Origin of the sequence: Saccharibacillus sp. O23 (assembly GCF_002205895.1) — a bacterium.
Lineage (GTDB): Bacteria > Bacillota > Bacilli > Paenibacillales > Paenibacillaceae > Saccharibacillus.
In genome coordinates this window covers 198,075-221,600 of record NZ_NJDE01000007.1, presented here as the reverse complement: position 1 = coordinate 221,600, position 23,526 = coordinate 198,075, and the positions used below count along the sequence as shown (strand labels likewise).

Below are 23,526 nucleotides of genomic sequence, written 5' to 3'. Positions count from 1 at the left end.
GGTATACCTGTTTGGTTGCCGATGCAAGCAAAAGCGTTCGTTCGGCCCTCCGATCCTTCTCGGAACGAACCCTGCACGTGATCCGATCAGGCATACAAAAGAGCCCCAACTCTCGGTAAAGAGAGCCGGGGCTGCCGCCGCTGCGGCGGTTTGCTTCATTTAGAAAATGGCTTATTCGCCGGAAGTGCCGGTCGCGTCCGAAGAATCGCCTTCAGCCGCCGGTTGTTCCGGAGCTTGAGTTCCTTCGCCGTTCTGACCCTCGCCGGAAGTACCGCCCGATTCTACAGCCGTTTTCAGACGGTAGTAGACGAATCCTTTTTTATCAGCCGGTTCGGTCACTTCTTCTTTATCGTATTGATCTTCCCATCCGATCACGGTAGAAAGCTGGCCGTTGCTGTTTGCAGGATCGATCCAAATCGCGACATCGACTTGGTCTTGGTGCGTATTCTTTCCTAAAAGCGTCAGCTCCGAAGGATTTGGTGCGTCGACACCTTGCGAGACTTCGATCCCGCCCCACAGATTGCCTACGGTATTCAGATTGTTGGTCTTCACTTTCGAACCGTTGATATGCAGACCGCCTTTTTTCACCCCGGTCAGCGTCAGGTTGTCGAGTACGATGCCCTCGGAATTATACACTTGCAGCGCATATTCCGACGAGTTCGTGATCGTCATATCACGCATGCCTACGCCGTTAGCCTGAAGAACGACGAACTTCGCGCCCTGCACGTCGATCTTATGGCCTTTGCCGTCGATCATGACATTTTGTCCCGTGATGCTTACTGCTTCCGTGATTACAAGGTCGCCGGTCAGTTCGATCTGAGCGCCGTCGATCGCGATCAACTGCTTAAACTCGGACAGCGAAGACGTCGAGATCACGGTGTTTTTCAACTGGTAATACGTGAAGCTCGGCTTGTCCTGCGGATGGTACGACAGATATTGACCGGTCTGATCGACAACGCTGGACGCGTCGTTCGTTCTTCCGTTCGGATCGATCCAGATCGGCGTTTTGCCGTTGTCGTCATGCGTATTGATTCCGGTAACAGTCAATTTCGCAGGGTTAGGAGCGTCGACGCCTTGCGACACTTCGATTCCGCCCCATGCGTTGTTCAGCGTATGAATGCCGTTGATCTCCACTTCGGAACCGTTGACATGCAAACCGCCTTTTTTCTCGCTGGTCAGCGTCACGTTGTTCAGCTTCACGCCTGTCGAATTGTAGACTTGAAGCGCGTATTCGCCTTTTCCTTCCACATTCGCCTTATTTGCGATCTTAAGGTCGTGAATGTTCACGTTGTCCGCACCCAGTACGACCAACTTTTTGCCCGTAACCGTCAACGCATACGTGCCGTCCGTTTTCGCGCCGCTGATTTCTATGCCTGCTTTGTCGATGTTCAGTTCGTCGGCAATGCTGATATCGGCAGTCAGTACGATCTTGGCATTTTCGTAAGACAAGGCTTGACGCAATTGCGCTTCGTCGGATACCTGCCAAGCTTGATCTTGGGCATGGTAATAGGTATACGTGCCGGTAGCGTCCTGTTTAGCATTCGGCTGTACGGCATAACCGGAAACGTCGCCGGACACAAGGTTCATCGCGTCTTCACCAGCCGGATTGATCGTCCAGATTGCGACATTCTCGCTCAACGCGTTCGTGCCTGCCAGAACCAATTCCGAAGCCGCCGTCACGTCTTTGCCTTGCGATACCTCGATGCCGCCCCATGCGTTGCTGGCTGTCGCAAAGTTTTCGATCGTCGCTTTGGAACCGTTGACCAGCATGCCGGCTTTTTTCGATTGCTGCGAAGTCACGTTTCGGAACGAAGCGTCGGACAGGTAGACATGGATGTTGTAGTTTGCACTTCCGCTCACTTTAAGATCATGCACGTTTGCCGCTTTGACGTTCCAGAGCAGCAGCTGCGCGCCGTCTTTTTTATCGTCATTAAACGTAATCGTTTTGCCTGCGCCGTCGAGTTCGATCTTCTTGAGATCTTTGAACATCACCGTCGAAGTCGCTTCGATATCCGCGCTCAGACGAATTTTGTTGCCGTCGAACTTAGCGGCGTCTTGCAGTTCTTCCAGCGTGCTTACCGACCGGTAATCGACAACAGCGCTTTGCAGAGCCGTCGTCGCTTCGGTCAGAGCGGTTACCGCTTGGTTGACCGCTTCTGCGGAAGGTTCTTTGCCGCTTTTCACGGCTTCGGCAGCTTCGATGGTCTGAGCGAACGCGTCATAAGCCGTCTGGCTTACTTGGCCGGTATTCACGCCGATCTGTGCTGCGTATTTATCCGACAACGCTTTTGCGGCGCTGATCGATTGATTCAGTTCCGTCAGGTCCGTTTTAAACGTCAACTGATCTTGCGCGCTTTCGAGATCGGTTTTCGCTTGATCCACGGCAAGTTGAGACGCATTCGCGTTCGCAACGATCCCTTTTGCCGCATCAAGAGCATCGGCGAATACTTTCCAGCTCGCTTCCGTATAATCGGCCGCTTCCAAGTCTTTTTGCTCGATAGCAGTCAGCAAAGCTTGAAGAGCCGTTTTGTCGGCCGGAGCTTTCAATTCGTTTTGAGCATCGGCAAGGTTTTTCAGCGCCGCGTTTACTTCGACCTGCGTCGCGTCCGCATTTGCGCTCACTTCAGCGGCTTCCGTGAGAGCCGTCTTGAACGCAGTCCAAGTTGCCGGCGTGTAGTCAGTGTCTACCAACGCTCCTGCCGCTTCGATCGCCGCGTTCAGTTGTTTTACGCTGACCAACTCGCTCGTCGCCGTAGTAAGTTTAGCGATAGCTTGCGTTACGTTCGCTTCGCTAGCTTCTTCGTCTGCTTCCACGATTTTCGCGGCTGCGATTACGGTTTGGAGATTATTCCAAGTTGTCACCGTATAGTCGTCTTCATTCAGCAATTTCGCATCTTTCAGCGCCGCAGTCAAACCTTCTTTGCCGGCCAGCTCTTCCAATCCTTCTTGCGCTTGTGTCAACTTGTCGAGAGCCGCGTTTACTTCTTCTTGCGTCGCATCCGCATATTCGCTCGCTTCTACAGCTTGCTTCAGAGCGTCTTGGAACTTTAACCATGTCGAAGGTTTGTATCCTTCGGCTTTAATCGATCCGGTCGCTTGAATCGCGGTATTCAACTCTGTTTTAACTGCTCGCTCAAGCAGCGAGCCGCTTGCGCTTGCCAACTTTTGAACCGCCGCAGCAACTTCCTCCTTCGTTGCGCCTTGATCCTGAGCTACTGTTTTCGCTGCGGTCAACGCTTCATCAAAAGCAGTCCAAGTTGCCGGGGTATAATCGGTTTCTACCAACGTACCTGCCTCTTTGATGGCCGCGTTCAGTTGTTTCACGTTAACCAACTGTCCGGTCGCCGTAGTCAGCTTACCGATAGCCAGCGTTACGTCCGCTTCGCTGGCTTCTTGATCTGCTGCCACGGTTTTCGCAGCTGCGATTACGGTTTGGAGATTGCTCCAACTCGTCGTCGTATAATCGCCTTCATTCAGCGACTTCGTTTCGTTCAGCGCGATAGTCAAACCTTCTTTGCCGGCCAGCTTTTCCAATCCTTCTTGCGCTTGTGTCAACTTGTCGAGAGCCGCGTTTACTTCTTCTTGCGTCGCATCCGCATATTCGCTCGCTTCTACAGCTTGCTTCAGAGCGTCTTGGAACTTCAACCACGTCGAAGGTTTGTATCCTTCGGCCTCAATCTTGACAGCCGCTTCGATCGCCGCATTCAGCTCTGCCTTGTCCGCACGCGCAACCAGCGCTTTCTGCGCCGTCGTAAGTTTCGAAGCCGCGGCGTCGATCTGCGTTTGCGTCGCGGATGCCGAAGCCGATACGGATTTTGCCGCCGTCAGCGCTTCGCCGAACGTTTTCCAACTCGAAGGCGTGTAAGACGCTTCTTTTTCTTTGTCCGCCGCCGCGATCGCCGTGTTCAAAGCGGTCTTGCTCACGCTCGGAGCCGGATTCGAAGGCGTCGTGCTTCCTCCGCCCGTGCTTCCTCCTGTCGAAGGAGCCGGAGCAGGCGTAGTCGCCGCCGGTGCCGCAGGGAGCGTTACGGAAGTCGCGGCGCTGCCTTGCACCGAAGCCGGAGCTTTGACGAACGACGAACCTGCAGCCGTTTCGTTGACCACGGCTGTTTGGATCGTGCCGTTACCGAGCAGTTTGACGACGGCGTCCAGTACGAGTCTGGCCACTGTCGCTCCGTCGGCGACTTCGACGGAAGTTCCGGTCGCTTCCGCGCCGACCTGCACGTTGCCTACCGTACCGCGCGTCAATTGCACGGACAAAGCCGCGGCTTTGACGTCCAGCGTATCGAACGTGCCGTCCAGCGTGACCTGCGCGCCTTTCGGCAGTTGCGCCGCGAGTTCGACATCGGTAAAGCCGACGCCGCTGACGCCTTTTTCTTCGAGTTTGACCGGCGACTGCACGACCACGGAAGCGGTCGTCGTCGAACCTTCCGCCACGATGCGCACCATGCCGTTTTGTTTGTTGACCACGATATTGACCAGCACGCTGTCGACGAAATGAATCGAGTTCGCGCCGCCGCCCTGCACGTTGGTGGTTCCGTGAACGCGCACGCCGTTCAGCGTCACGTCGCCGCTGCCGATGCCTTCGGCCAACAAGAGATTGCCTTTGACTTCCGTATTGCGAAGCGTCACGCCGGCGGCGCTGATCACCACGTCGCCTTCGATCACGGTCATGCCTTTTTCCGGTCCGTATGTACCCGCTTTGTCGTAGGCGACCGCTTTGTTCGCGTAAGCCGCGTTCAACAGGACGATCGCTTCCGCGCGAGTCAATGCCCGTTGAGGCGCGAAGCTTCCGTCGCTGTTGCCTTTGAAGATGCCTTTTTGCACGGCTGCCGCAACGCTTCCTTGGCTCCAAGAGGAGATTCGGTCCGCATCCGCGAATACGCTGAGCGCTCCGGTGCTTTTGGTGTCCAGTCCCAGAATGCGCGCGACCATGACCGCCGCTTCTTCGCGCGTCACGTTAGCCGCCGGGCGGAACGTTCCGCCGCTGCCTACGATATATCCCGCTTGAACCGCTTTCGATACGTCCGAGAACGCCCAATTCGCTGCCGGTACGTCTTTGAACGTCGTGTTCGCCAATTCTTTGTATCCGAACAGGCGATTGACCATAGCCGCGAATTCCGCACGGCTGATCGTGCCGTTCGGCTTGACCGTTCCGTCCGCGTAGCCTTGCAAGTTCCCTTGATCCAACCATTGTTGAATTTGCGCTTCCGCCCAATGCCCGCGAATATCCGATGCGGACGGTGCTGCCGCACCCGCCGTGCCGATCGTACCGAGCGCCAACCCCAGACTCAAAATCCCCGTAAATGCCGTTTTCCCCGCTTTGCCTTTCTTGCTCATGTTCCCCTCCGCCCGAACCTTGTGGCCCGCCTGTTCCGAAAGAACGCGCACCGGTCCTTGATTGTCGTTTATTAACTCAAAAGGAAGTATAATTCTAAATAAGCAAAAAAAGAAACAAGTTTTCGTAACGACGAATTTTTCTTTACGATTTCGGGGGGCTGTGTTCAGATGCTAGTGAGTTGACCGCTTAAGCGGTCAGCGTACTAGATGAGACAGCTTTGCAAATGACCGCCGAGTCGTTTCGACACGTCGGCTTTCTTATCGCTTGCGATCAAAGCGGGCTGCGCGTAATCGGCGAAATAAACGTTTTCTCCTTCTAACCGTTCGACTTTCGATACGTTGATCAGAAACGAACGGTGCGTCGACAGAAACGGTTCGTTCTCCAGATAATTTCGATACGCTTTCAACGAAATTCGGGTATGCAATTGCCGTTCGCGGGTATGGACGATCACGTCCCGATTGAGCGATTCGATAAACAAAATGTCGGAAGAATCCAGATGCTCGATATTCTCGTCGACGATCGGAATGCGGACCGAATCGAGCTCCGTTTCGCGTTTGTTCAGATGTTGGGTGAGATGCAGTTCTGCTTGTCGAACTTTGAAAGGCGTCAGCGGCTTCTCGATAAAATCGACAATTTCCATGCTTCCGGCGTACGAACAGTAAGGAAGCGACGGAGTGAGCATCAGGACGGGAAGATCGAACGTCGCAAGCACCGAATCGGGCATGTCCGCCAAGCCTTCCAGTTCGCTGTCCAACAGCAAAGCGGAAAAATCGGGACGGCGTTCGAGCGTTCGCAGCAGTTCGACGCTGTCGGCCGCGGCAGCTTGTACGGACATCCCGGTGACGGCATTGACCAGATCGGCGATATGATCGTTCGTCTCCTTGCCGCTTGCCGCGAGCAGAAGCTGAATGTTTGTCATGGAAGTTCTCCTCTTATCTATACTTTGTTCCCATAATTGATTGGAATTTTTCTGGGCTTACCCTCCTAATTTTTAGTCCTTTAGACTTAAAAGTCAACGGATTATAAGCACGTATTAAGAAATATAAGGGTTTAAAAATAGAAAAACCACCAAATTGTAAAATAGATACCAAACTAATAAACGCGAAAAAAAGCCATCATATGAATGATGGCTTTTTACCTATTTTTCGACAATTTATGCACTTGTATTAAGCGCCGAACCGCGTGCGGTATCCGCATCGACGGCATAAATCTTCCACCGCTTCGCGGCGCGAGAATCCGTCGACCAGCGCATTGGCCCGCTCGCCTTCGACGATGTCCGAGAAATTCTGCTCCAGCACGTTGCCGAGCTTGATCACGCCTTCGCCGTCCAGACAGCACGGTACGACCGTACCGTCTACCAAGATGGCCGCATGGCTGCGCAGCGCGTGGCAGAATCCTTTGCCGTCGTCTTCCGGCGCGGTCAGGCTCGGCCATTGGAATTCGTGGTCTTGATTCAGGTAGACGTTCTCCGCGACCTTCAGTCCTTTGCCGCGTTCGACTTTCTCTTCGATCCGGTAATCGAGGCCGTATTCGCGTTCGAGCAGTTCCAACGTCTCGCGGTTGCGGCTGCGCGCGGCGTTGGTCATGTTGTCTTCCGTCAGATTCCAGAGGCGGAACGAGAACAGGATTTTGCGCGAGACTTCGTCCTGCTTCGCGTCGCGAATGAAGGACAGAATATCCGCCAGATAACCGTCGCGATCCGTGGAACCCGCATGACCGTCGAAGCTGTGCAGCGAAAAGTTCATCTGGCGCACGGCCGGCTTGCCGAGCAGTTTGTGCCGGTTCTTCGCGATCAGCGTTCCGTTGGTCGTGATATTGACTTTGAAACCGCGTTCGTGCGCCGCATCCAACAGCAGATCGATTTTAGGATGCAGCAGCGGTTCGCCTTTGACGTGCAGGTAGATATGGTTGGTATGCGGATCGATCTTATCCAACATCTGCTCGAACGTCTCGGGCTTGATGAATCTCGCCTGCCGTTCCGTCGGCGGGCAGAAGTGGCAGGCCAGATTGCATACGCTGGTAATCTCGATATAAATTTTCTTGAATGTTCTCACAAGTTGACGCTCCATTTCCGGGTATCGTGCGGCAATCGGTCCGATCGCCGCATCGGCTTATGTGTCTATTATGTGTCCCCGGCGGCAAAAGCTCAAGCTTTCCTTGGGGCATGTCTTCAAAGATCAAAGCGAAAAAGCTTCGCCCGCCCGGTCGACTCTCGTTCCGCTGAGCCCGACGACCGCTACGTCGACGATGCCCACCGGCACGCCGGCCAATTCTTCGACGCTGCTCCGCACGTTGTCGCGAAGTTCGCGGCAGACCTGTTGAATACGCTCGCCGAACCGCACGTCCACGCGCAGTTCGATATCCAGAGCGTCGTCGCCCATACGCAGGACGATCCGCCCGTTTCGTCCGGCCGCGCGCAGGCGTTCCGGCAGATCGGCGGAATCGGCGGCGGCCAGCATGATTCCTTCGGTCGCCGCGACCGCTCCGGCCACGATCTTGTACAGCACCTTCTCGGCGACGCGCACGCTGCCGATTCCCGTTTCGATGTTCATCGCGAATCCCCCTTTGTCGGTATCCCGCGGCACGAAACCGCATCTTGTGCTTAACGTACGTCCCGTCTGTCCACCCTGCATGTTTGCGGATCTTCCCTATCACGAGTATATCCTATAAGTATGGACGCGTTCATCGCCTTTTTGTCGCTGTCCGTTCGCCGATTTTGTAAAAACGATCGAAATGAACGTCCTTTTCGCCCAGAGCGTGCACGGCTTAACCTTTCAGCACCCGTTCGATCAATTCCGTTCTCAGCGCCTGCGCCGCATCGCGTCGATCCATGTCCATAAAGCGGCTCAGTTTCTCGATGTCCGGTTCGAGCAGTTCCAGAATATGCAGCAAGGACTGCGAATCTCCGGCTCGCGAACGTTCCAGCAGCGTCACGAATTCGTCGTCTCCAACGTCCGGCGCAGATAGTCGAGCGATTTGCGTTTCCATTTGTTCACCCCCTGTTGACTGATTCCCAGTCTGACCGCCGCCTCGGCTTCGGTCGAATCTTTGACGAAAATTTCTTCGATGACTTTTCTTCCATTGTCAAAAGGTATTAATTCGAGATATTCGCGCAGCTTTTCCGATTCGCCCGTCGCTCCGTTCGCGGCTGCCGAGTTCTCTTCTCCCCAATCGCTCCATATTAATTCTTTGCTTTTCCGTATGCGCTGCCTGTAAGAAATTCGCCAAGCGGCCCGCCGCAATTCCCTGCGATAATCGTCGATCGTCATCCCCTGTTTCAAATGAACAGCCTCCTTTGTTCGAATGAGAACATTTGTTCGATATATCTATCATATAACCTTTGCCTTTTGGATGTAAACAATGTGCCGGCAAATGTTTTCCACAACGTTTCGGACCGACGGGCGTACATGAGTAGAGGGGTTTTTCGTTAGGTTTAGATATCAATCCAGATTTTTTTGCAGCAGCGGTTGTAAAAGGCTTCGGTATTCTTCCTTCTCTATCGAAGGGGCAAGAAACCGAAAGTCCGGCCGAACCGGACCACTATCCGAAGGAGAGATGATCATGAAAAAAATCGCGTATGTACCGTTGGACGACCGTCCGGCGAACCTGGACGACGTGATCGTGCAAGGCCAAGCGGCAGGCCTCGAAGTGCTGACGCCGGACCGTGCCGTCGTCCGCAACCGTATGGACGATCAAGCCGAGGTCGAAGGCACCGAAGTCGTCGGCACCAGCGGAGCGTCGTACGGCAATACCGAAAGCGTTCGGCAGTTTCTGACGAGCCGCGCCGCCGAAGCCGACGGCTTCATCGTGTCGATCGACATGCTGGCGTACGGCGGACTGATCGGCAGCCGCAGGCTGCGTGACGACGGAGGCGGCGATTACCCGGATTACGATCCCGAAACGACGCTGCTGCTCGATACGATCGCCAAACTCAAGCAGGATTATCCGAACAAACCGGTCTTCCTGCTGGACACGGTCATGCGTCTGGCCACGACCACGATGGCCGAAGGCCTCAGCATCGAAGCTTATACCGAATCCCGGGCTCTCATGATGAAACCGCGTCCTTCGCAAACGGAATTCGACGAGATCGCGAACGGTTACGATCTTCAGCCGGACGGCACGCCGTACGAAGACACGGTTCATTTCGACAAACAGCGTTATTACAACGCGCGCAAACATAAGTTCAAGACCAACCGTTACGTACTGGAAGCGCTGGTGCGTGATGCGGGTATCGATTTCGCCGCGTTCGGCGTCGACGACGCTTCCACGCAGGGCGTGCAGGCCAACGAGATCGATTGGATCGAAGCGCGGATCGACGAATGGCTCGGCGGCAGCGGCGGTCAGAATCCGGATCGCGCGATCATCCTGCCGGACGCGGACGGACTCGGCCACGCGCTGATGGCCCGCATGGCCGCGAGACTGCACGACGGCGAGCAGGCGCAGGCTTCCAAACCTTCGGTCGCCGTGCGTTATTTCGGGCCGGACGGTTCGACCATCGTGAACCCGTACGAATATATGGACGTGCATACGAACATTCTGCGGCATGTCGATATTTCCGGCGGCACGTACCTCGGAGACGGCCGGGCGGGAGAAGGTTCCGATTCCGATCTGGAACTGATCGCGCTCACGGGCGAAGACCGGATCGGCGACGCGATCGCGAAGATCGAGAGCAACCGCGCGGCGCAGGTGCCGACGCTCGTCGTCGATTTCACCCGCGGCGGTTCGGCGGGTACCGTCGTGACGCCGGAGCTGCTCAATTCTCCGGCGACGGGCAGCCTGCTCGGTTACAGCGGCTGGAATACGGCGGGCAACAAGATCGGCATGGCGCTGGGCATGGCGCTGTCGCGTTTCTTCTTCCTACGCCGGGAGAAACAGGAGCGTCCGCTCGGCCTCGCGTTGGACGCGCACGGCTCGCTGCTCTTCAAGCGTTTCCTTAAAGACTATTCGTACAAAACGCTGGAGATCGGCAAGATCCGGACGGAATCCCGCGCCCGCACGCCGTACACCAACGTCACGGCCGATCAGAACATGAAGATCTTCAATACGCCGGCGGACTACGACTATCTGACTCAGCTTCTGCAAGGCGATATGCAGACGCTGACGAACGAACTGGCCGCTACGCCGGCGTTCGGCATCGGCGGAAGCTCGCCGGCCTGCGCGATCCGCCGCTTCGGCATTCCGCAAGGCGAAGCCGGACCGAATCCGCGCGATTGGCGGTTCGCGCAGTACGCGGCGGTCGTCCTGCCGCAAAGCGACCCGGACTTCCTCTGGTGGCGCGCGTTCGAGATCACGCTGAATCCGCAAATCGATCTCGAACGGACTTCGCAGGGCGCTTGCGAATAAGGCAAACGCGTTACGCTTTTCCGCTTCGCTCGCTCGGCTTGTCAGCTTTGTGCCTATAAGCAACGCAGAAAACCTCTGTTTCCCCGACCGGGAACAGAGGTTTGTTGTTTTACGGGCTTATCCGCGATTGTTTCGCTGTTTCTCGCACTGAGAGATCTCTTCGCCTCAAGCGCCGGTTCGAACCGGCAATTCGTCAGGGCGTCCGCCCGCCCGCCGCGACCGGAGGCATAGCGGAAGCGGCCGACGGTTTGCGCATGGAGACGACCAGCCAAGCGCATTGAGCGGCCAAGATGACCAGAATGACGATATCCGCCGGAATCGATTCGCGGTCGACGCTCAGGAATTGGATCAAGTTATGGATGAAATGGAACGCGATCAACGGGAGAATATTGCGATTTTTGACCCACAGCAGCGCCAGCGAGCAGCCGACGAGCAGCGCGTAGAAGATCTGGAGGACCGTCTCGGCCATGCTTTGTCCAGAGAGGGCGTTCAGCAGATGCGTGATCGCGAACAGCGCGCTGGAGACGATCGCGGCGACCGCCGTTCCTTTGATCAGCATCGTTCGGAGAATCAGGCCGCGGTATACCGTTTCTTCCACGAAACCGACCAGCAGCGTAAACCCGCCGAAGAACAAGATCTCGCCGATCGTCAGCGGACGGAATCCGTAATAGCCCCATCTGCGGCGCAGCGTCATGTACAAGACCAGCGCCAGCGCGATCGGCTTACGTTCGTCGAACGCCAAAAAGAGCCGACCGCACGGTTATGCGGCAGGCTCTTGGCGATTCTGCTTCATTTTTCATAAACGGATCTTACAGACGCGGATCGATCTCTTTCTCTCCCGCCACTTCGAACAGCAGATCCGAAGCCGCTTCGCGGTATTCCGCATGGTCCGGCGAGATATCGTCGATCGGCACGCTCAGCATGCGGCGTCCGAGCTTGTATTCGGCGACCGAAGTCCGCAGCTTGCGCTGGATGCTTTTCTGCTTGATCAGCTTCTCGTATTTATGCGGGAACCGGTAATCGTAGCCGTACACGATCGTCAGATATTCCGGATTGCGCACCTTCATGTTCGGCGCGACGCCTTCGGCCGGAAGCTCCGGCTTGATCACGATGCCTTCCATGCCGCGTTCCGACGTCAGCTTGCCGAAAAAGGCCTGAGCTTGTTCGTAAGCCTGCTCGTAGGCTTCGTCCGACAGATCGAGCGTCACGTATTCGTCGTCCGACAAGAAGCGGTACAGTTCCGACTGCTTGTGCGTCAGCTCCGGCTGCTCTTCGCGGCCGTCCGCATAGACGATCTTCAGCAGGCCGAACGGCTTGTATTCGATCTCGCTTTCTCCGGCGTACAGCTCCAATTGGCGGTTATACACCGCATGGGCCTGCTCGTGAGCTTCCAGCGGCATGCGCGATTGCCGGATCTCGTGCACGTATTTGAAGTTCTGGTACGCGCCGTTGCCGTACTGCTCGATCAGTTTGGCTTTCGGAACATGGATGCGGTCGCGGGCGAAGCCGCTGCTCTCCCATTCTTCCGTCAGGCGATCCAGTGCCTGCTCGAAACCCTGCTCGCGGAGGAAAGCCTGTTCGCTCCGCAGCGCTTCCCCGATCGGGCGGAACTGTCGCTCGATCAGCCCTTCGCCGAGCGCGTGCCACGGCATCAGTTCGCCGTCGAGGATCAGGATTCTGATCCCGCGGGCGTCCATATCGCCGCCGAAGCGTTCCAGCAGCCGTTCGTAGACCGGCGTCAGATCCACTTGCTTGATCTTGTAGCCGTTGCGGCTGACGGCGAAGCTCTCTTCCGCGCTGCGGTGCAGGTAGATCTGACAGCGCGAGCCCATGTATTTGGGCTGGAGCACGACTTCGCGGACGCCGTGGCCGCGGAAGTAATCCAATCCGCGCCGGAGCGATTCGAGTTCGCCGGCGCGCAGGTCTTTGTCGGCCGGCGACATCGTGCCGGAGACGAAATTGATCTTGTGGCGCGAGATATAGCGCAGACGGCGCAGGTCCTCGTCGCCCAGCTCGCGGGGCTTGAGAGGACGTTCCTGCCGGAACAGCGTCGGCAGTTCTTGGACGATGCCGGCGGAAGGCGATTTGTGCGCCTTGAAGAACGGCTTGTAGCCCATGCTGACCGAGGTCAGCAAATTGCCGTGCGCCGCGCCCGTGTCGAGGTGCAGCTTGTTGCGCAGGCGGAACGCCTGCTTGGCCGCGACGTGCCCGAACAGATGATACGGATGGTTGCTTACGGCGTCGCGCTGCAAGAACGCGAGCTGTTCTTCTTTCGGCGCGTCCGGAAGCAGCCGGAACGTGCGCTGATGGCGCAGCGCCGAAGCGTCGAGCTTGCCGATATATTTCTTCTCGCACGGCGCGTGCGTGACGTAGAACGAAGGCTGTCCTTCGCCGAGGCCGATCCGCCGGCAGAACGGCAGCGACGATTCGACCAGTTCGTCGAACTTGGCGCGCAGCGCCTCGTCTTCCCGAAGCACGGGAATGGAATCGAAATAGTTGTCGAGCAGTTCCCCGTCGACGCCTTTGATCTCGCCGCGCAGGTATTTGTACACGAAGTTCTCGTGATTGCCTTTGACGAACAAGAAACGCTCGCGGTTCCGGTGCAGGAATTCGACCGTTTCCGCGGTCCGTTTGCCTTTGTCGATCCAGTCGCCCGCCAGAATGAAGACGGTATTCGCCAATTTGTCGGACAAGACGATCCGGTCGTCTTCCAGCTTGCAGCCGTAATCGAGCAGGAGCCCGCGCAGCGCGTCCAAGCTCTCGTGCACGTCGCCGATCACGACGTATTCTTGGCCGCGCGGCAAAATGCTGTCGATGTACAGCTGCTTATTTTCCACGATGACGGAATAGACCGTGCGCTCCGGCTGTTCGGTTGGCGCAGAACCTTCCTCCGCCGCGGTGGATTCGGCCGATCCGGACGCGGCCTTTTTTTCCGCTTCGAAACCGAAATCTTTGGCTTTGATCCGGTGCACCGCTTTGTAGCCTTCTTTGCTGAGTACCGGCAGCACTTCGCGTTTGAGCCGGTTGATATGGGCAGAGATCAGCCGCTTCGAACGCTCAGACGCGTAATAATCGCCGCGCCGCCGATAATCGAACACGACGACTTCCACGTTGTAATGGTTCTGCTCCGCGATCGCCCGTACTTGAGCGCGGAAATCTTCCGACAATCCCGTCGTATCCACGATCACGAATTCCGCGTTGATCGGAAAACTCGTCGCCAAACGCAGCCGCTCCGTCAGCAGGCCGAAAGCCTGCTCGCTCGCTTCCAGCATCACGGAATCGTATTTGTCGTAGTCGTAACCGAGCATCTCCTGCCGGATAACGTCGGAAGACAGGATCTGCACGTTGCCGCGCAGTCCACGTTCTTCGTCATGCAGGCGCAGATTCGGCAGCAGCACTTCGTTCGCGAACGTGGTCTTGCCGCATTCCGTCGGACCGACCAGCATCAAGATCGTATGCACGTCGGTGCGGATCTCGAGCGTATTCGATTCGCTGTTGTTCGCGGCTTTCTTCGAGCGATCCGACGGCTCGTTCCGGTCTTGTTCATCCTTGAAGCTGTTCATGCGCCTCTCCTCCTTTTCCCGCCGTATGCGTTTCGGCTGCCGGTCCGTCTCCTTGATCGTCGTTCTCCGAGGCAAGCCCGACCGCCGAAGCGGTAAACAGCACGCCCTGCGTCGTCGTTACGCCGTCCACCCGGTCGCCGATCTCCAGTCGGCGCCGTTCGAAGCCGTTTCCCGCGGACAATTCTTCGATCCAACCCGCGAACTCTTCGCGGCTCATCTCCCAATCGTGGTCTTCGTGCCGCAGGCCTTCCAGCTCGTAATACCGGTTGAAGTCGGCGTTCGGCGTCGTGATCACGAACCGGTCGAAGTTTACTTTTGCCAATACGTTACGGATCAGCTCGGCCGCTTCGTCCTGCCCCATATGCTCGACGACTTCCGTCAGCACCACGTCCACCGTCTCGCCGCCGTAGTTTTCCAGAAAAGCTTCCAGCGAAGCAAAAGGAATCAAGTTATCCAACTCCTGCTTCTCGGCTTTGCGCACGGTCTGTTCCAGCACTTCTTCGTTCACGTCGATCGCGTAATAGCTGTAATCTTCTTTGATCCGCTCCGCGTAGGGAATCGCGTAGAAGCCTTCGCCGCAGCCGATATCCAGAATGGATTTGTCGAACGCCAACAGCTCGGTGATCGCGCTTCGCCGCTGATGGGCCGTGCTGCCGAAATCGAATTCGATCTTGTAACGGTCGGTGCGCTCCAGTTCGCCGACGTATTTGCGGAACCGCGAGCGCGAGCCGAGGAAATTGCGGACGAACAAGCTGCGAATATAGAACGGCGCGTCGATGATCTGGAGGCTGCGAATATACTTTTCCAATACGGCGTCGCTCAGATCCAAGAATTCTTTGCCGAACATGGACAAGAACAGGAACAATACGCCCGACGCGTGCAGCAGGTAGTACAGATTGCGCTCCGTCGTCATCGTCAGGCTGTAACTTTTATGCGCCAGATGGTTCAGTTCGAATTCGATGTCCGGCAGATGCTTGGCGAAAAAATGAATATAGCGGTCGCGCTCGATATGGATCATGTTGACGAACAGCGTATGCCGATGCCCATCGGTATCGCGTTCTTCCGGTTTCAACGGATTCGAGAAAAACTCGTTGATCGCGGCCAGCGGGAACAGCGGCGTATTATAGCGGGATACGTTGAGATATTCGAATTCTTCGTGTTCGCTGCGTTTGTAGGAAACTTCGTTGTCCGCATCCTTGAAATACACGTTGAACGTCTGCGGATCGCCGTACCAACCGTAAGCCAATCCTTTGCGGATCGGACGGATCAGCATGCCGCTCGCCGGATTCTTGCGGATCAGAAACGTGAAATCGGGATGCGTCGAAGAGAGTTGGACGATTGCCATATGCGCTTAATGCTCCTCCCAAGCCTGCCGCAGCACCGAACGAAACAGCGGATCGAGCCGGTCGTCGACCGATACGTCCGAGCTTGCCATCTGCGGGGCGGTATGTTCGAAATAAGAAATCTGTTTTTCCAGATATTGATTAATAACCTCGATACGCGGTTCTGCTTTCAATTCGATGCCGGATTTTTTGCGTTCGAGCAGATTGTCGACGGCCGTTCTCAGCTCGCCGGGCGGCAGCAGCTCTTCTTTGAGCGTGTCGAACGCCATCGGAGGCATGCCGCCGAACCGTTCGATCCACGCGCAGGCGAGCAGCGGGCGCAGCACGTAGAAATACTTTTTGCTTTTGACCGTGTCGCCTTGCAGGTAATCCCGGTAATTGCCACGGGCCATATGCAGGTAATGGAACGTGCAGGCTTTGGGCGAAAAAGCCGGGCCGGCCAACGCGCGGATCGCTTCCGCCGTTTCCGAACGCTCGGCGTATACGATCGGCGATTGCAGCCATTCCAGCAGCGGCGGGTTGCTTTTGCGGAACAGCCGCAGCGCTTTGCGCAGATCCCAACCGCTGATGTCCAGCAGATCGTCGATCGGACGCTCGATCACGTCGCGGCGGTCGAAGACGGACAAATACCAGTCGGGTTCGTGCACGTACAGGAAACGCACGTCGTAATCGCTGTCCCGCGAAGGGAACCCCCATGCCCGGCTGCCCGACTCGCAGGCGTACAGGATACGGACGTTCTCTTCTTCTTCGATGCGGTTCAACTGCTGCCGGATGCGGGCCTGCATCTCGGGATTTATAAGGGTAAGCGGGGTCATGGGCGGTTCCTCCTTCTCGGATACAAAGTCTGGTTGATCGTCGAAGTTCATTGTGCGGGAAAAAGGGCGGGAGAGGAAGGGCGGAAGTATGGCGATAAATAAATCGCCTGATATACTTCGCGCCTTGGCGGAAGTATAGCGATAAACGAATCGTCTGATATACTTCGCGCCTTGGCGGAAGCATGGCTCCGGGGGGCCGCGGCGCGAAGCGCGCGGGGATTCGGAAGCGGACGAAGAGACGGGCGGCGGCGCAAAAGACCGCGCGCGATTCGTCGCATGATGTCTGCCGCAGCTGCCGCTTATCGAGCCTCCGCTATGCTGCGCCGGAATCGTCTCTCGTTTTCGCTCTGATGGCTCCGACCTCGGATGACCCAACGATTTCTTTCGGCTTCCTTTCGTTCGTCGGCCGGCTCGTTGCTTTGCTGCCTCCACGACTCTTTCCCGCTTTCGCTTCTTTACCCTTTCTCCCTCTACTGCGCTTCTTTTTGATGTTCGAGGCAGTCTTTGGTTCGGCCGCGAACAGTCTTACCTCCCGCCTTACGCTCCTGCGCTAACGGAACGAGGCGACGCTTAGAAGGCTTTTACGAGCGAGTTCAGATTCTAACGGAACGAGATGACGCTTAGAGGAGAAAATCCGCTTTTTTCGGTTCATTTCGGAGGTGTTTTCTCGTCTAAGCGTCGCTACGTTCCGTTAGAATTCACAGATGCCGGAAAAGAGGGCGCTAACGAATCCACGTTCCGTTAGCTCGGATCGGGCAGCGTCCCGAAGCAGAAACAACGAGAAAAAACCGACATGCGGGCGAGCGGCGGCTTCGGCGAGCACGCTGTCGTTCATCCTTCCCCGGCAAGGACGAACGATGCACGTCAACGCAAAAACAGCTTCGGATCGTTGAGGATCCGAAGCTGTTTGGCCTTCATGCCTATCTATGAGACGAAAGATCGGGATAACAGACTACTCGGCTTTGACAGCCGTTTCGCCGGTTACTTTCGCGCCGTCTTCCAATTTGAAAGCGTCCATTTGTTCTTGCGTCGAGAAGTACAGATTGCCTTCGATCGTTCCGTCGACCAGTTGGAATCCGTTGGCTTTGACGTAAACGTCGCCTTTGAACGTGCCGCCTTGGATGCGCGCGTTTTCGCTGTTGACCGTCAGTTTAGGCGCGGTCAGCGTGTAACGTGCCGTTACTTTGCGGTTTTCGTCTTGCGCATACAAAGCGATTTTGCGGGCAGGAGCGTCTTTGTTCGTGAATTGTCCGTCCAGAACCAGATCTTGATCGATGGTCATGTCGTTCAGAACCGCGATGATCCAAGTTCCTTTGGCGCTGATCGCGTTCAGGAACGCGTCGTTGTCGTTGACGACCGAAGCGGACGTTTTCGCGTCGGTGGCGGCCGGCGTTGCGGTTGCTGCCGGAGTCTCTGTTTTGGCGGTGTCGGCGTTGCTTCCGCACCCTGCCAGAATCGCGAATCCTAATACCAATCCCATGCCTGCTGCTGCTTTTTTCATCTTGATTTCTCCCCTTTGAATAACTTTCTGTTCTTTACTTTGTTCAATTTATCACAAAGCTCTCGAAAATAAAGTAATATTTTTCACAAAGTTTTATCTATTTTTTGAACTGCTCAAAATTTACCGGATGAACGCCCGAACGCGCTGTCCGAGTGCAGAACGGAAAGCAAGGCGAATGGCATTACGGGCAAAGGCAATTAGGGCGGGCTGCGAAGCGAGGAAAAAAGACGGTCTGCATCGGGGAACGGAATATGCGAGAGATGCGGGCGCGGCGCAATACTGGCGGACGTAAGGAACGCATGTCTTGCGCAACCTGCAACTTGGCGGGCGCGAGGCACGAGCGCTTCCCGACGCGCAGCGCAAAAAGCCCGCGGAGCCGTTCGGAAACGGCGCCGCGGGCGGCTCTTCTTCGCAGCCGGGAAGGCCGCTGTCCATGTGGTCCGACAGCGGCTTTATCGGCCCGGACGTCCCGGGAGGCGGCGGGAATTCAGCCGCCGTACAGGGCGTTCAAGATGCCGCGCAGTTGCGGCGCGGCAAGCTGTCCCGGCGCGGAGGCCTGCTTCGCCGCGCCGAAGGTCAAGGCGGAGCCGAAAGCGCCGCCGGCGACGCGGCTGACGGCGCCGGTTCCGGCCATCGACATGGTGATGACCGGCCCTGCGCCTTCCGAGCTGACGCGGTAGGTCGCGGCAAGCAGCGACAGCACGTCGCCGGGGTCTCGCGGCATGACCGCGATCTTCGGCACGTCGCCGCCCAATTCGCGCGCGCGGCGCAGGCGCGATTCCATCTCTTCCTGCGGAGGCGTCTTGTCGAAATCATGGTTCGACACGAACGTGGCTACGCCCGAGCGGCGCGCTTCGGCCGTCAATTCGCGCACGGCGTCGTCGCCGGAGAACAGCTCGATATCGATCGCATCGACCTGCCCGGAAGCCGCTGCCGCCCGGTTCAGGCGGATATAATCATCCGCCGCCAGTTCCCGCGCGCCGCCTTCCCGGGCGCTGCGGAACGTAAAGAGCAGCGGCGTCTCGCCGAGCAGGCCGCGCAGTTCCTTCAGCTCCGCGAGCACGTCTTCGACCGATCCGACCGCCTCGAAATGATCGACCCGCCATTCGACGAGGTCCAGATCGATCTCGCGCAGCAGCTCCGCTTCTTCGCGCAGCTCCTCCTTCGTCCGCCCGACCAGCGGGACGCAAATTTTGGGCGCGCCTTCGCCCAAACGCATTCCTCTTATTTCCACGATCCGACTCACTTCGTTTGCCCCTTCCGTCCGTTTATGCGAGACAAACCGTCAACGGCTTGTCTTTCTCCTTCTTCTACGGTAACGCATATCCGCGTTAATTACCAGAGGCTGCTTGATTCGACGGGTGCCGAAGCTTTACAGATCGGCGGCTTTCCGTTACACTCGGGTTGTCAAAAATCCTTTACAGCCCTCCGTTCCTCCGCCTGTCGAAGCCGTTGCCGCGCGAACGCGCGGATCGAAACCTTACAGAAAGCGGTCGTGCCATGAAGAATCGAATCAAAGAAAATCGCGAGCGGCTAGGCTTGTCTCAAGGCAAACTCGCCGAATTATGCGGCGTGAGCCGCCAGACGATCAACGCGATCGAAAACGACAAATACGACCCCAGTTTGCAGCTGGCCTTCGATCTGGCCCGCACGCTGGAATTGACGTTGGAGCAGTGTTTCGTGCCGAAATCGGGACACGGTTCCCGATCGGCCGAAAAAGGAAATCCCGAACGTTCCCGGGTCCGCAGCGACGACGATTCTTCTTTCGGCGGATAACGGCCGAAATGCTTCGTTCCGGACGGAAGACGTTTCCCTGTTCGATCGCATAACGAGGAAAAGCGCCTTTCTCCGAGGAGAAAGGCGCTTTTTTCGAGCCGTATACGCATGATCCGCGTTTACGCGCGAAGCTTATGCTTTGGAGTTTACTTCGTCGGCGCGATCAGCGATACCACGTTTTCTTCGCCGTACCATTTTACCGTGTAGCCCGACAGTTTGGACACGTCGCGCAGCGGAATGTAGAGCTTGTTGCCGACGAAACGCGAAGCGGTCATGTTTACGGACTTGCCGTTGACTTTCGCCGTTTTGGCTTTGGCTTTGTGCACGATCGTCTTGCCGCCGACCGCAGCCGATACCGTCATCGTTTTGGCGTTCCAGTTCACGGTTCCGCCCAGCATCTCGAAGCCTTCGCGCAGCGGCATGTACAGACGGGAATCGATGCTCATGATCTCGTCGTCCATCGTTTTGAGCTTGCCGTTAACGAACACGCTGCCCGTGAATTTGCCGTCGCCGTTCAGCGCATAGCCGTTGTTGGCCGCGATCTGTTCGAAGCTCAGGCTCGAAGACGTAATCACGGCGTACGTGCCTTTGTTGACCTGATCGAACAGCCAATGGATATCGTCCATATGCATCCGGATACAGCCCGCGCTTACGTATTTGCCGATCGAGTTCTCGTTGTTGTTGCCATGGATGGCGTAAGTCGTGCCGTACGTGCTGCCGACTTCGAGTCCCATCCAACGGTCGCCCAGCGGGTTGCGCGGATCGCCGCCCGGGATATTGTCTTTGTAGTACGGACGGTTCTTGATCTTGTTGACGATCTTGAATTTGCCTTCCGGCGTCAGGTCTTTGGTCTTGCCGGTAGCGACCGGGAAGGTCGAATTCAATTTCCCGTTATCGAAAAAGGCCAATTGGTTCGTCTTCTTGTTGATGATGATCAGCTGTTCTCCGCTTCCGGCAGCCTGCGCGGCTCCGGCGAAAGAAAAGCTTCCGACGAACAAGGCGACCAGCGTCAGCGCCGTCATCCACTTTCTCAAATTCTTCATGGGTGGTTCCCCCTCCTGATGCGTCCCGTTTTTTGCACGCCGGGACTTTTTTGTTCTACCCTTTAGACGCGAATTCGACAAAATAGTTTCACGGATCGGCAATTTTTGCCTCGACCGTCCATTTTTCCGAAATGCGCCGCGTTCTATTTTACCCCAAACTAGGCCGCTTGCTATCCTTTTGCGCAAATGAGACAAAACTGTATCTTTTGCTTACTCGACCGCCTGCCGCAGTTCTTATTCTAGAAAGGATTTATTTCGGAAAGGCCGCGGAATTGTATCCGATTCGTAAACAATTCGGTCCGCAAAAAAATCCCGCCGTTCGCCAAAAGCGAAAGACGGGATCGCGATAAAACGGAATGGTCGTGCGGCTCTCCGCGAATCTCTTAGAACCACACCAGATAAATCACCGCGGCCAGCACGATCCGATAGATCGCGAACGGCACGAGTTTGATCCGGTTGATCAGCTTGAGGAAGAAACGGATCGAGATGAGCGCGAAAACGAAAGCGCTGATGAAGCCGACGATGAAATACGGAAGCGCGTCGAGCGTAAAATACTGCCAGCTGTGTCTCAGCGAGACGAGACTCGCGCCGGCCATGATCGGAACGGCCATGATGAACGTGAAGTCGGCCGCGGCCCGGTGGCTCATGCCGACCAAGACGCCGCCCGAGATGGTCGCTCCCGAACGCGAGAATCCCGGCCAGAGCGAGACGCATTGGAACAAGCCCATCATCAAAGCTTTGCCGTATGTAATCTCGTCCACGCTGTCGATCGTTCTGCGTTTGGAATTGCGCATGACCAGATCCGCGGCGATCATGAGAAATGCTCCGACGACCAAAGCGCCGACCACCGTCTCCAGCGAGAACAGATGCTCGTCGATATAATCGTTGAAGAGCACGCCGAGAATCCCTGCCGGAAGCAGGCCGATGAAGACATGCAGCAGGTTCAGCTTAGGCGTTCCCGCAGGCGCGCCGGAATGGCGTCCGCGCAGTCCCAACATCTGAAAGAACTTCTCCCTGAACAAGATGACGACCGCCAAGATCGAACCCAGCTGGATCACGATCTTGAACGTGTTGGCAACCTCTTTGGAACCCAAAAACTGCTGAGACTTCAACCACAGGTCGTCGACGATGATCATGTGTCCGGTCGAGGACACCGGCGCGAATTCCGTCATCCCTTCGACGAATCCAAGGAGCAGCGATTTAAATAACGAAAATAAATCCCAGTCCACTTTCTCCCGCCTCTCCACTCTCTAATGTTTGATTTTTGTAGGGCGCCGCACCCTGCGCCTCTCTCATAGTAGCACGGCGAAGCGGCGCAAGCCAGCGGGCCTTCGCCCCGTTGTCCGGGCCGAACAAGCGAGCTTCGCGCCCGCTTATTTCGCGTATCGCAGCAGCGCTTCGGCCGCGCGCACGCGAAGCTCCGGGTCGTCTCCGCGCAGCGCTTCCCGCAGCACGGCGACCGCTTCGCGCAGCGTCTCCGCGTCGACGCGCGAAGCCCCTTCGGCAGGCCCGGCGGCCGCCTCGGAAAAGCCGTCCGCGCCGGAAATCGCGGACGCGGGCAGTCCGGGCAGCAGCCCGCCCGGCGCCTGCGCGGCGAAAGCTTCCAGCCCGGCCGATTCCGCCGGAAGCGGGAAGCTCGCGACGGCGAGCCTTTCGCCGACGGCTTCCGGCCCGGTCAGAAAGCCGCGCAGCGGAGAACTCAACGCTTCCGCCGGAAGCACGCCCAGCCAAGTCACCCCCCGGCGATGGCAGGTCGCCTCCTCCAGAGTGTCGTATTCGTCGCGATAATAATAATCGCCCAGATCGCCCAGCCAGACGGCGGTTCCTCGGGACACCAGCACGTAATTGCCGTCGGCCATGCCGGAGACGAAGGTATCGACTTCTTCTAGCCTGCGCTGAAGCTCGCTGCCTTCATATCCATACACCGCTCGGAGCCGCTTAGAAACTTCCGCCGCGTCCGCCGCTTCGAGATCGCCGATTCCCGGATACCCGATACTGACGAAACAGTCTTTCAGGAAGTCTTCCATGCGGTCCCTGCCGCGCACGAACGGCGAGAGTCGGAACAGGTTCATCGGCGTTTCCTCCTATCGGCTTTCTCGAACGTTCAGACTTCCGACTAGACGTTCAGCTCCGCTTTGCCCCTGCGGGACTCGGCGATTTTCTCTCCGACTTTCGCCAGAATGCCGTCCAGCGACTGCGGATCGTTGACGTCGTATTCGTCGATGTTGAGACGCAGGATCGGGCAGGCGTCGAAACGTTCGATCCAGTCGGCGTAACGCCCGTGCATTTTTTCCCAATACGTGACTTCGGTCTGGATCTCCATCTCGCGTCCGCGCTCTTTGATGCGTCCCAGAATGGACGGCAGGCTGCCTTCCAGATAGATCAGCACGTCCGGATGCGGGAAATACGGCGTCATCACCATCGCGTCGAACAAGCTGGAATACGTCTCGTAATCCACCGCGGACATCGTGCCTTGATCGGCGTGCATTTTGGCGAAAATGCCGGTATCTTCGTAAATCGAACGATCCTGCACGAATCCGCCGCCCGCTTCGAAGATCGCTTTCTGCTCTTTGAAGCGTTCGGCGAGGAAATAGATTTGCAGATGGAAGCTCCAACGCTCGAAGTCGTGGTAGAACTTCTCCAGATAAGGGTTATGGTCGACTTTCTCCAGCGAGGTCTTGAAACCGAGACGTTCCGCGAGCGCGGAAGTCAGCGTGGACTTGCCTACGCCGACGGTGCCGGCTACCGTAATCAAGGCATCGGCGGGAATGAGATGTGAATTCATGTTCGTTCAGGCTCCT

The 23,526-nt window shown here is 56.9% G+C and carries 18 protein-coding genes; 2 read left to right on the top strand and 16 right to left on the bottom strand.

What is annotated here, in order from left to right; all coding sequences use genetic code 11:
• Positions 1-171 precede the first annotated feature (171 nt).
• From CDO73_RS09620 to CDO73_RS09600, 6 genes are all read right to left on the bottom strand, one after another.
• Positions 172-5,340: an S-layer homology domain-containing protein gene (locus CDO73_RS09620; RefSeq protein WP_088488305.1), complete on the bottom strand. Its 5,169-nt coding sequence runs from the start codon at positions 5,338-5,340 to the stop codon at positions 172-174.
• Positions 5,341-5,543: 203 nt separating this feature from the next.
• Entirely contained in the window at positions 5,544-6,260 is a 717-nt protein-coding gene (locus CDO73_RS09615) for a LytR/AlgR family response regulator transcription factor (RefSeq protein ID WP_088488304.1), read from the bottom strand.
• Positions 6,261-6,507: 247 nt separating this feature from the next.
• A complete protein-coding gene (locus tag CDO73_RS09610; protein ID WP_088488303.1) occupies positions 6,508-7,395 on the bottom strand; it encodes a radical SAM/SPASM domain-containing protein in 888 nt (295 codons plus the stop codon).
• 123 nt (positions 7,396-7,518) lie between these two features.
• Positions 7,519-7,893: an Asp23/Gls24 family envelope stress response protein gene (locus CDO73_RS09605; protein ID WP_179218654.1), complete on the bottom strand. Its 375-nt coding sequence runs from the start codon at positions 7,891-7,893 to the stop codon at positions 7,519-7,521.
• A 214-nt stretch (positions 7,894-8,107) separates the two neighbouring features.
• The gene (locus CDO73_RS26730) at positions 8,108-8,275 is read right to left on the bottom strand and encodes a helix-turn-helix domain-containing protein (protein WP_179218639.1); all 168 of its coding nucleotides are present in this window, start codon (positions 8,273-8,275) and stop codon (positions 8,108-8,110) included.
• A complete protein-coding gene (locus tag CDO73_RS09600) occupies positions 8,272-8,622 on the bottom strand; it encodes an RNA polymerase sigma factor (RefSeq protein WP_088488301.1) in 351 nt (116 codons plus the stop codon). The genes CDO73_RS26730 and CDO73_RS09600 overlap by 4 nt, the downstream gene beginning before the upstream one ends.
• A gap of 280 nt (positions 8,623-8,902) precedes the next feature.
• Between CDO73_RS09600 and CDO73_RS09595 the strand changes: the two genes are divergently transcribed.
• On the top strand, positions 8,903-10,684 hold the full coding sequence (locus CDO73_RS09595) for a DUF4127 family protein (protein ID WP_088488300.1): 1,782 nt from the start codon (positions 8,903-8,905) through the stop codon (positions 10,682-10,684).
• 193 nt (positions 10,685-10,877) lie between these two features.
• Here the strand turns inward: CDO73_RS09595 and CDO73_RS09590 are convergent, their stop codons facing one another.
• The 6 genes from CDO73_RS09590 to aroD form a co-directional block, all read right to left on the bottom strand.
• On the bottom strand, positions 10,878-11,426 hold the full coding sequence (locus CDO73_RS09590) for a CPBP family intramembrane glutamic endopeptidase (RefSeq protein WP_256972633.1): 549 nt from the start codon (positions 11,424-11,426) through the stop codon (positions 10,878-10,880).
• Between the two features lie 67 nt (positions 11,427-11,493).
• Positions 11,494-14,130 carry an AAA family ATPase gene (locus CDO73_RS09585; protein WP_256972648.1) on the bottom strand — a complete coding sequence of 879 codons (2,637 nt, stop codon included), beginning with the start codon at positions 14,128-14,130 and terminating at the stop codon, positions 11,494-11,496.
• A gap of 97 nt (positions 14,131-14,227) precedes the next feature.
• Positions 14,228-15,592: a class I SAM-dependent methyltransferase gene (locus CDO73_RS09580; RefSeq protein ID WP_088488298.1), complete on the bottom strand. Its 1,365-nt coding sequence runs from the start codon at positions 15,590-15,592 to the stop codon at positions 14,228-14,230.
• A 6-nt stretch (positions 15,593-15,598) separates the two neighbouring features.
• Positions 15,599-16,405, bottom strand: coding sequence for a nucleotidyltransferase domain-containing protein (locus CDO73_RS09575; RefSeq protein ID WP_179218653.1), 807 nt, complete (start codon positions 16,403-16,405; stop codon positions 15,599-15,601).
• Positions 16,406-17,357: 952 nt separating this feature from the next.
• A complete protein-coding gene (locus CDO73_RS09570; RefSeq protein WP_088488297.1) occupies positions 17,358-17,906 on the bottom strand; it encodes a hypothetical protein in 549 nt (182 codons plus the stop codon).
• A gap of 487 nt (positions 17,907-18,393) precedes the next feature.
• Positions 18,394-19,152, bottom strand: a complete 759-nt coding sequence (aroD, locus tag CDO73_RS09565) for a type I 3-dehydroquinate dehydratase (RefSeq protein WP_088488296.1) — start codon at positions 19,150-19,152, stop codon at positions 18,394-18,396.
• A gap of 254 nt (positions 19,153-19,406) precedes the next feature.
• Between aroD and CDO73_RS09560 the strand changes: the two genes are divergently transcribed.
• Entirely contained in the window at positions 19,407-19,682 is a 276-nt protein-coding gene (locus CDO73_RS09560; protein ID WP_088488295.1) for a helix-turn-helix transcriptional regulator, read from the top strand.
• A 146-nt stretch (positions 19,683-19,828) separates the two neighbouring features.
• On the opposite strand, the gene CDO73_RS09555 is transcribed toward CDO73_RS09560, so the two are convergent.
• The 4 genes from CDO73_RS09555 to CDO73_RS09540 all read right to left on the bottom strand — a co-directional run bounded on the left by CDO73_RS09555 (position 19,829) and on the right by CDO73_RS09540 (position 23,510).
• A complete protein-coding gene (locus CDO73_RS09555) occupies positions 19,829-20,725 on the bottom strand; it encodes a L,D-transpeptidase family protein (RefSeq protein ID WP_088488294.1) in 897 nt (298 codons plus the stop codon).
• Positions 20,726-21,108: 383 nt separating this feature from the next.
• On the bottom strand, positions 21,109-21,954 hold the full coding sequence (locus CDO73_RS09550; protein ID WP_088488293.1) for an undecaprenyl-diphosphate phosphatase: 846 nt from the start codon (positions 21,952-21,954) through the stop codon (positions 21,109-21,111).
• A gap of 144 nt (positions 21,955-22,098) precedes the next feature.
• Positions 22,099-22,797: a hypothetical protein gene (locus CDO73_RS09545; protein WP_088488292.1), complete on the bottom strand. Its 699-nt coding sequence runs from the start codon at positions 22,795-22,797 to the stop codon at positions 22,099-22,101.
• Positions 22,798-22,841: 44 nt separating this feature from the next.
• Positions 22,842-23,510: a deoxynucleoside kinase gene (locus tag CDO73_RS09540; RefSeq protein WP_088488291.1), complete on the bottom strand. Its 669-nt coding sequence runs from the start codon at positions 23,508-23,510 to the stop codon at positions 22,842-22,844.
• Positions 23,511-23,526 lie beyond the last annotated feature (16 nt).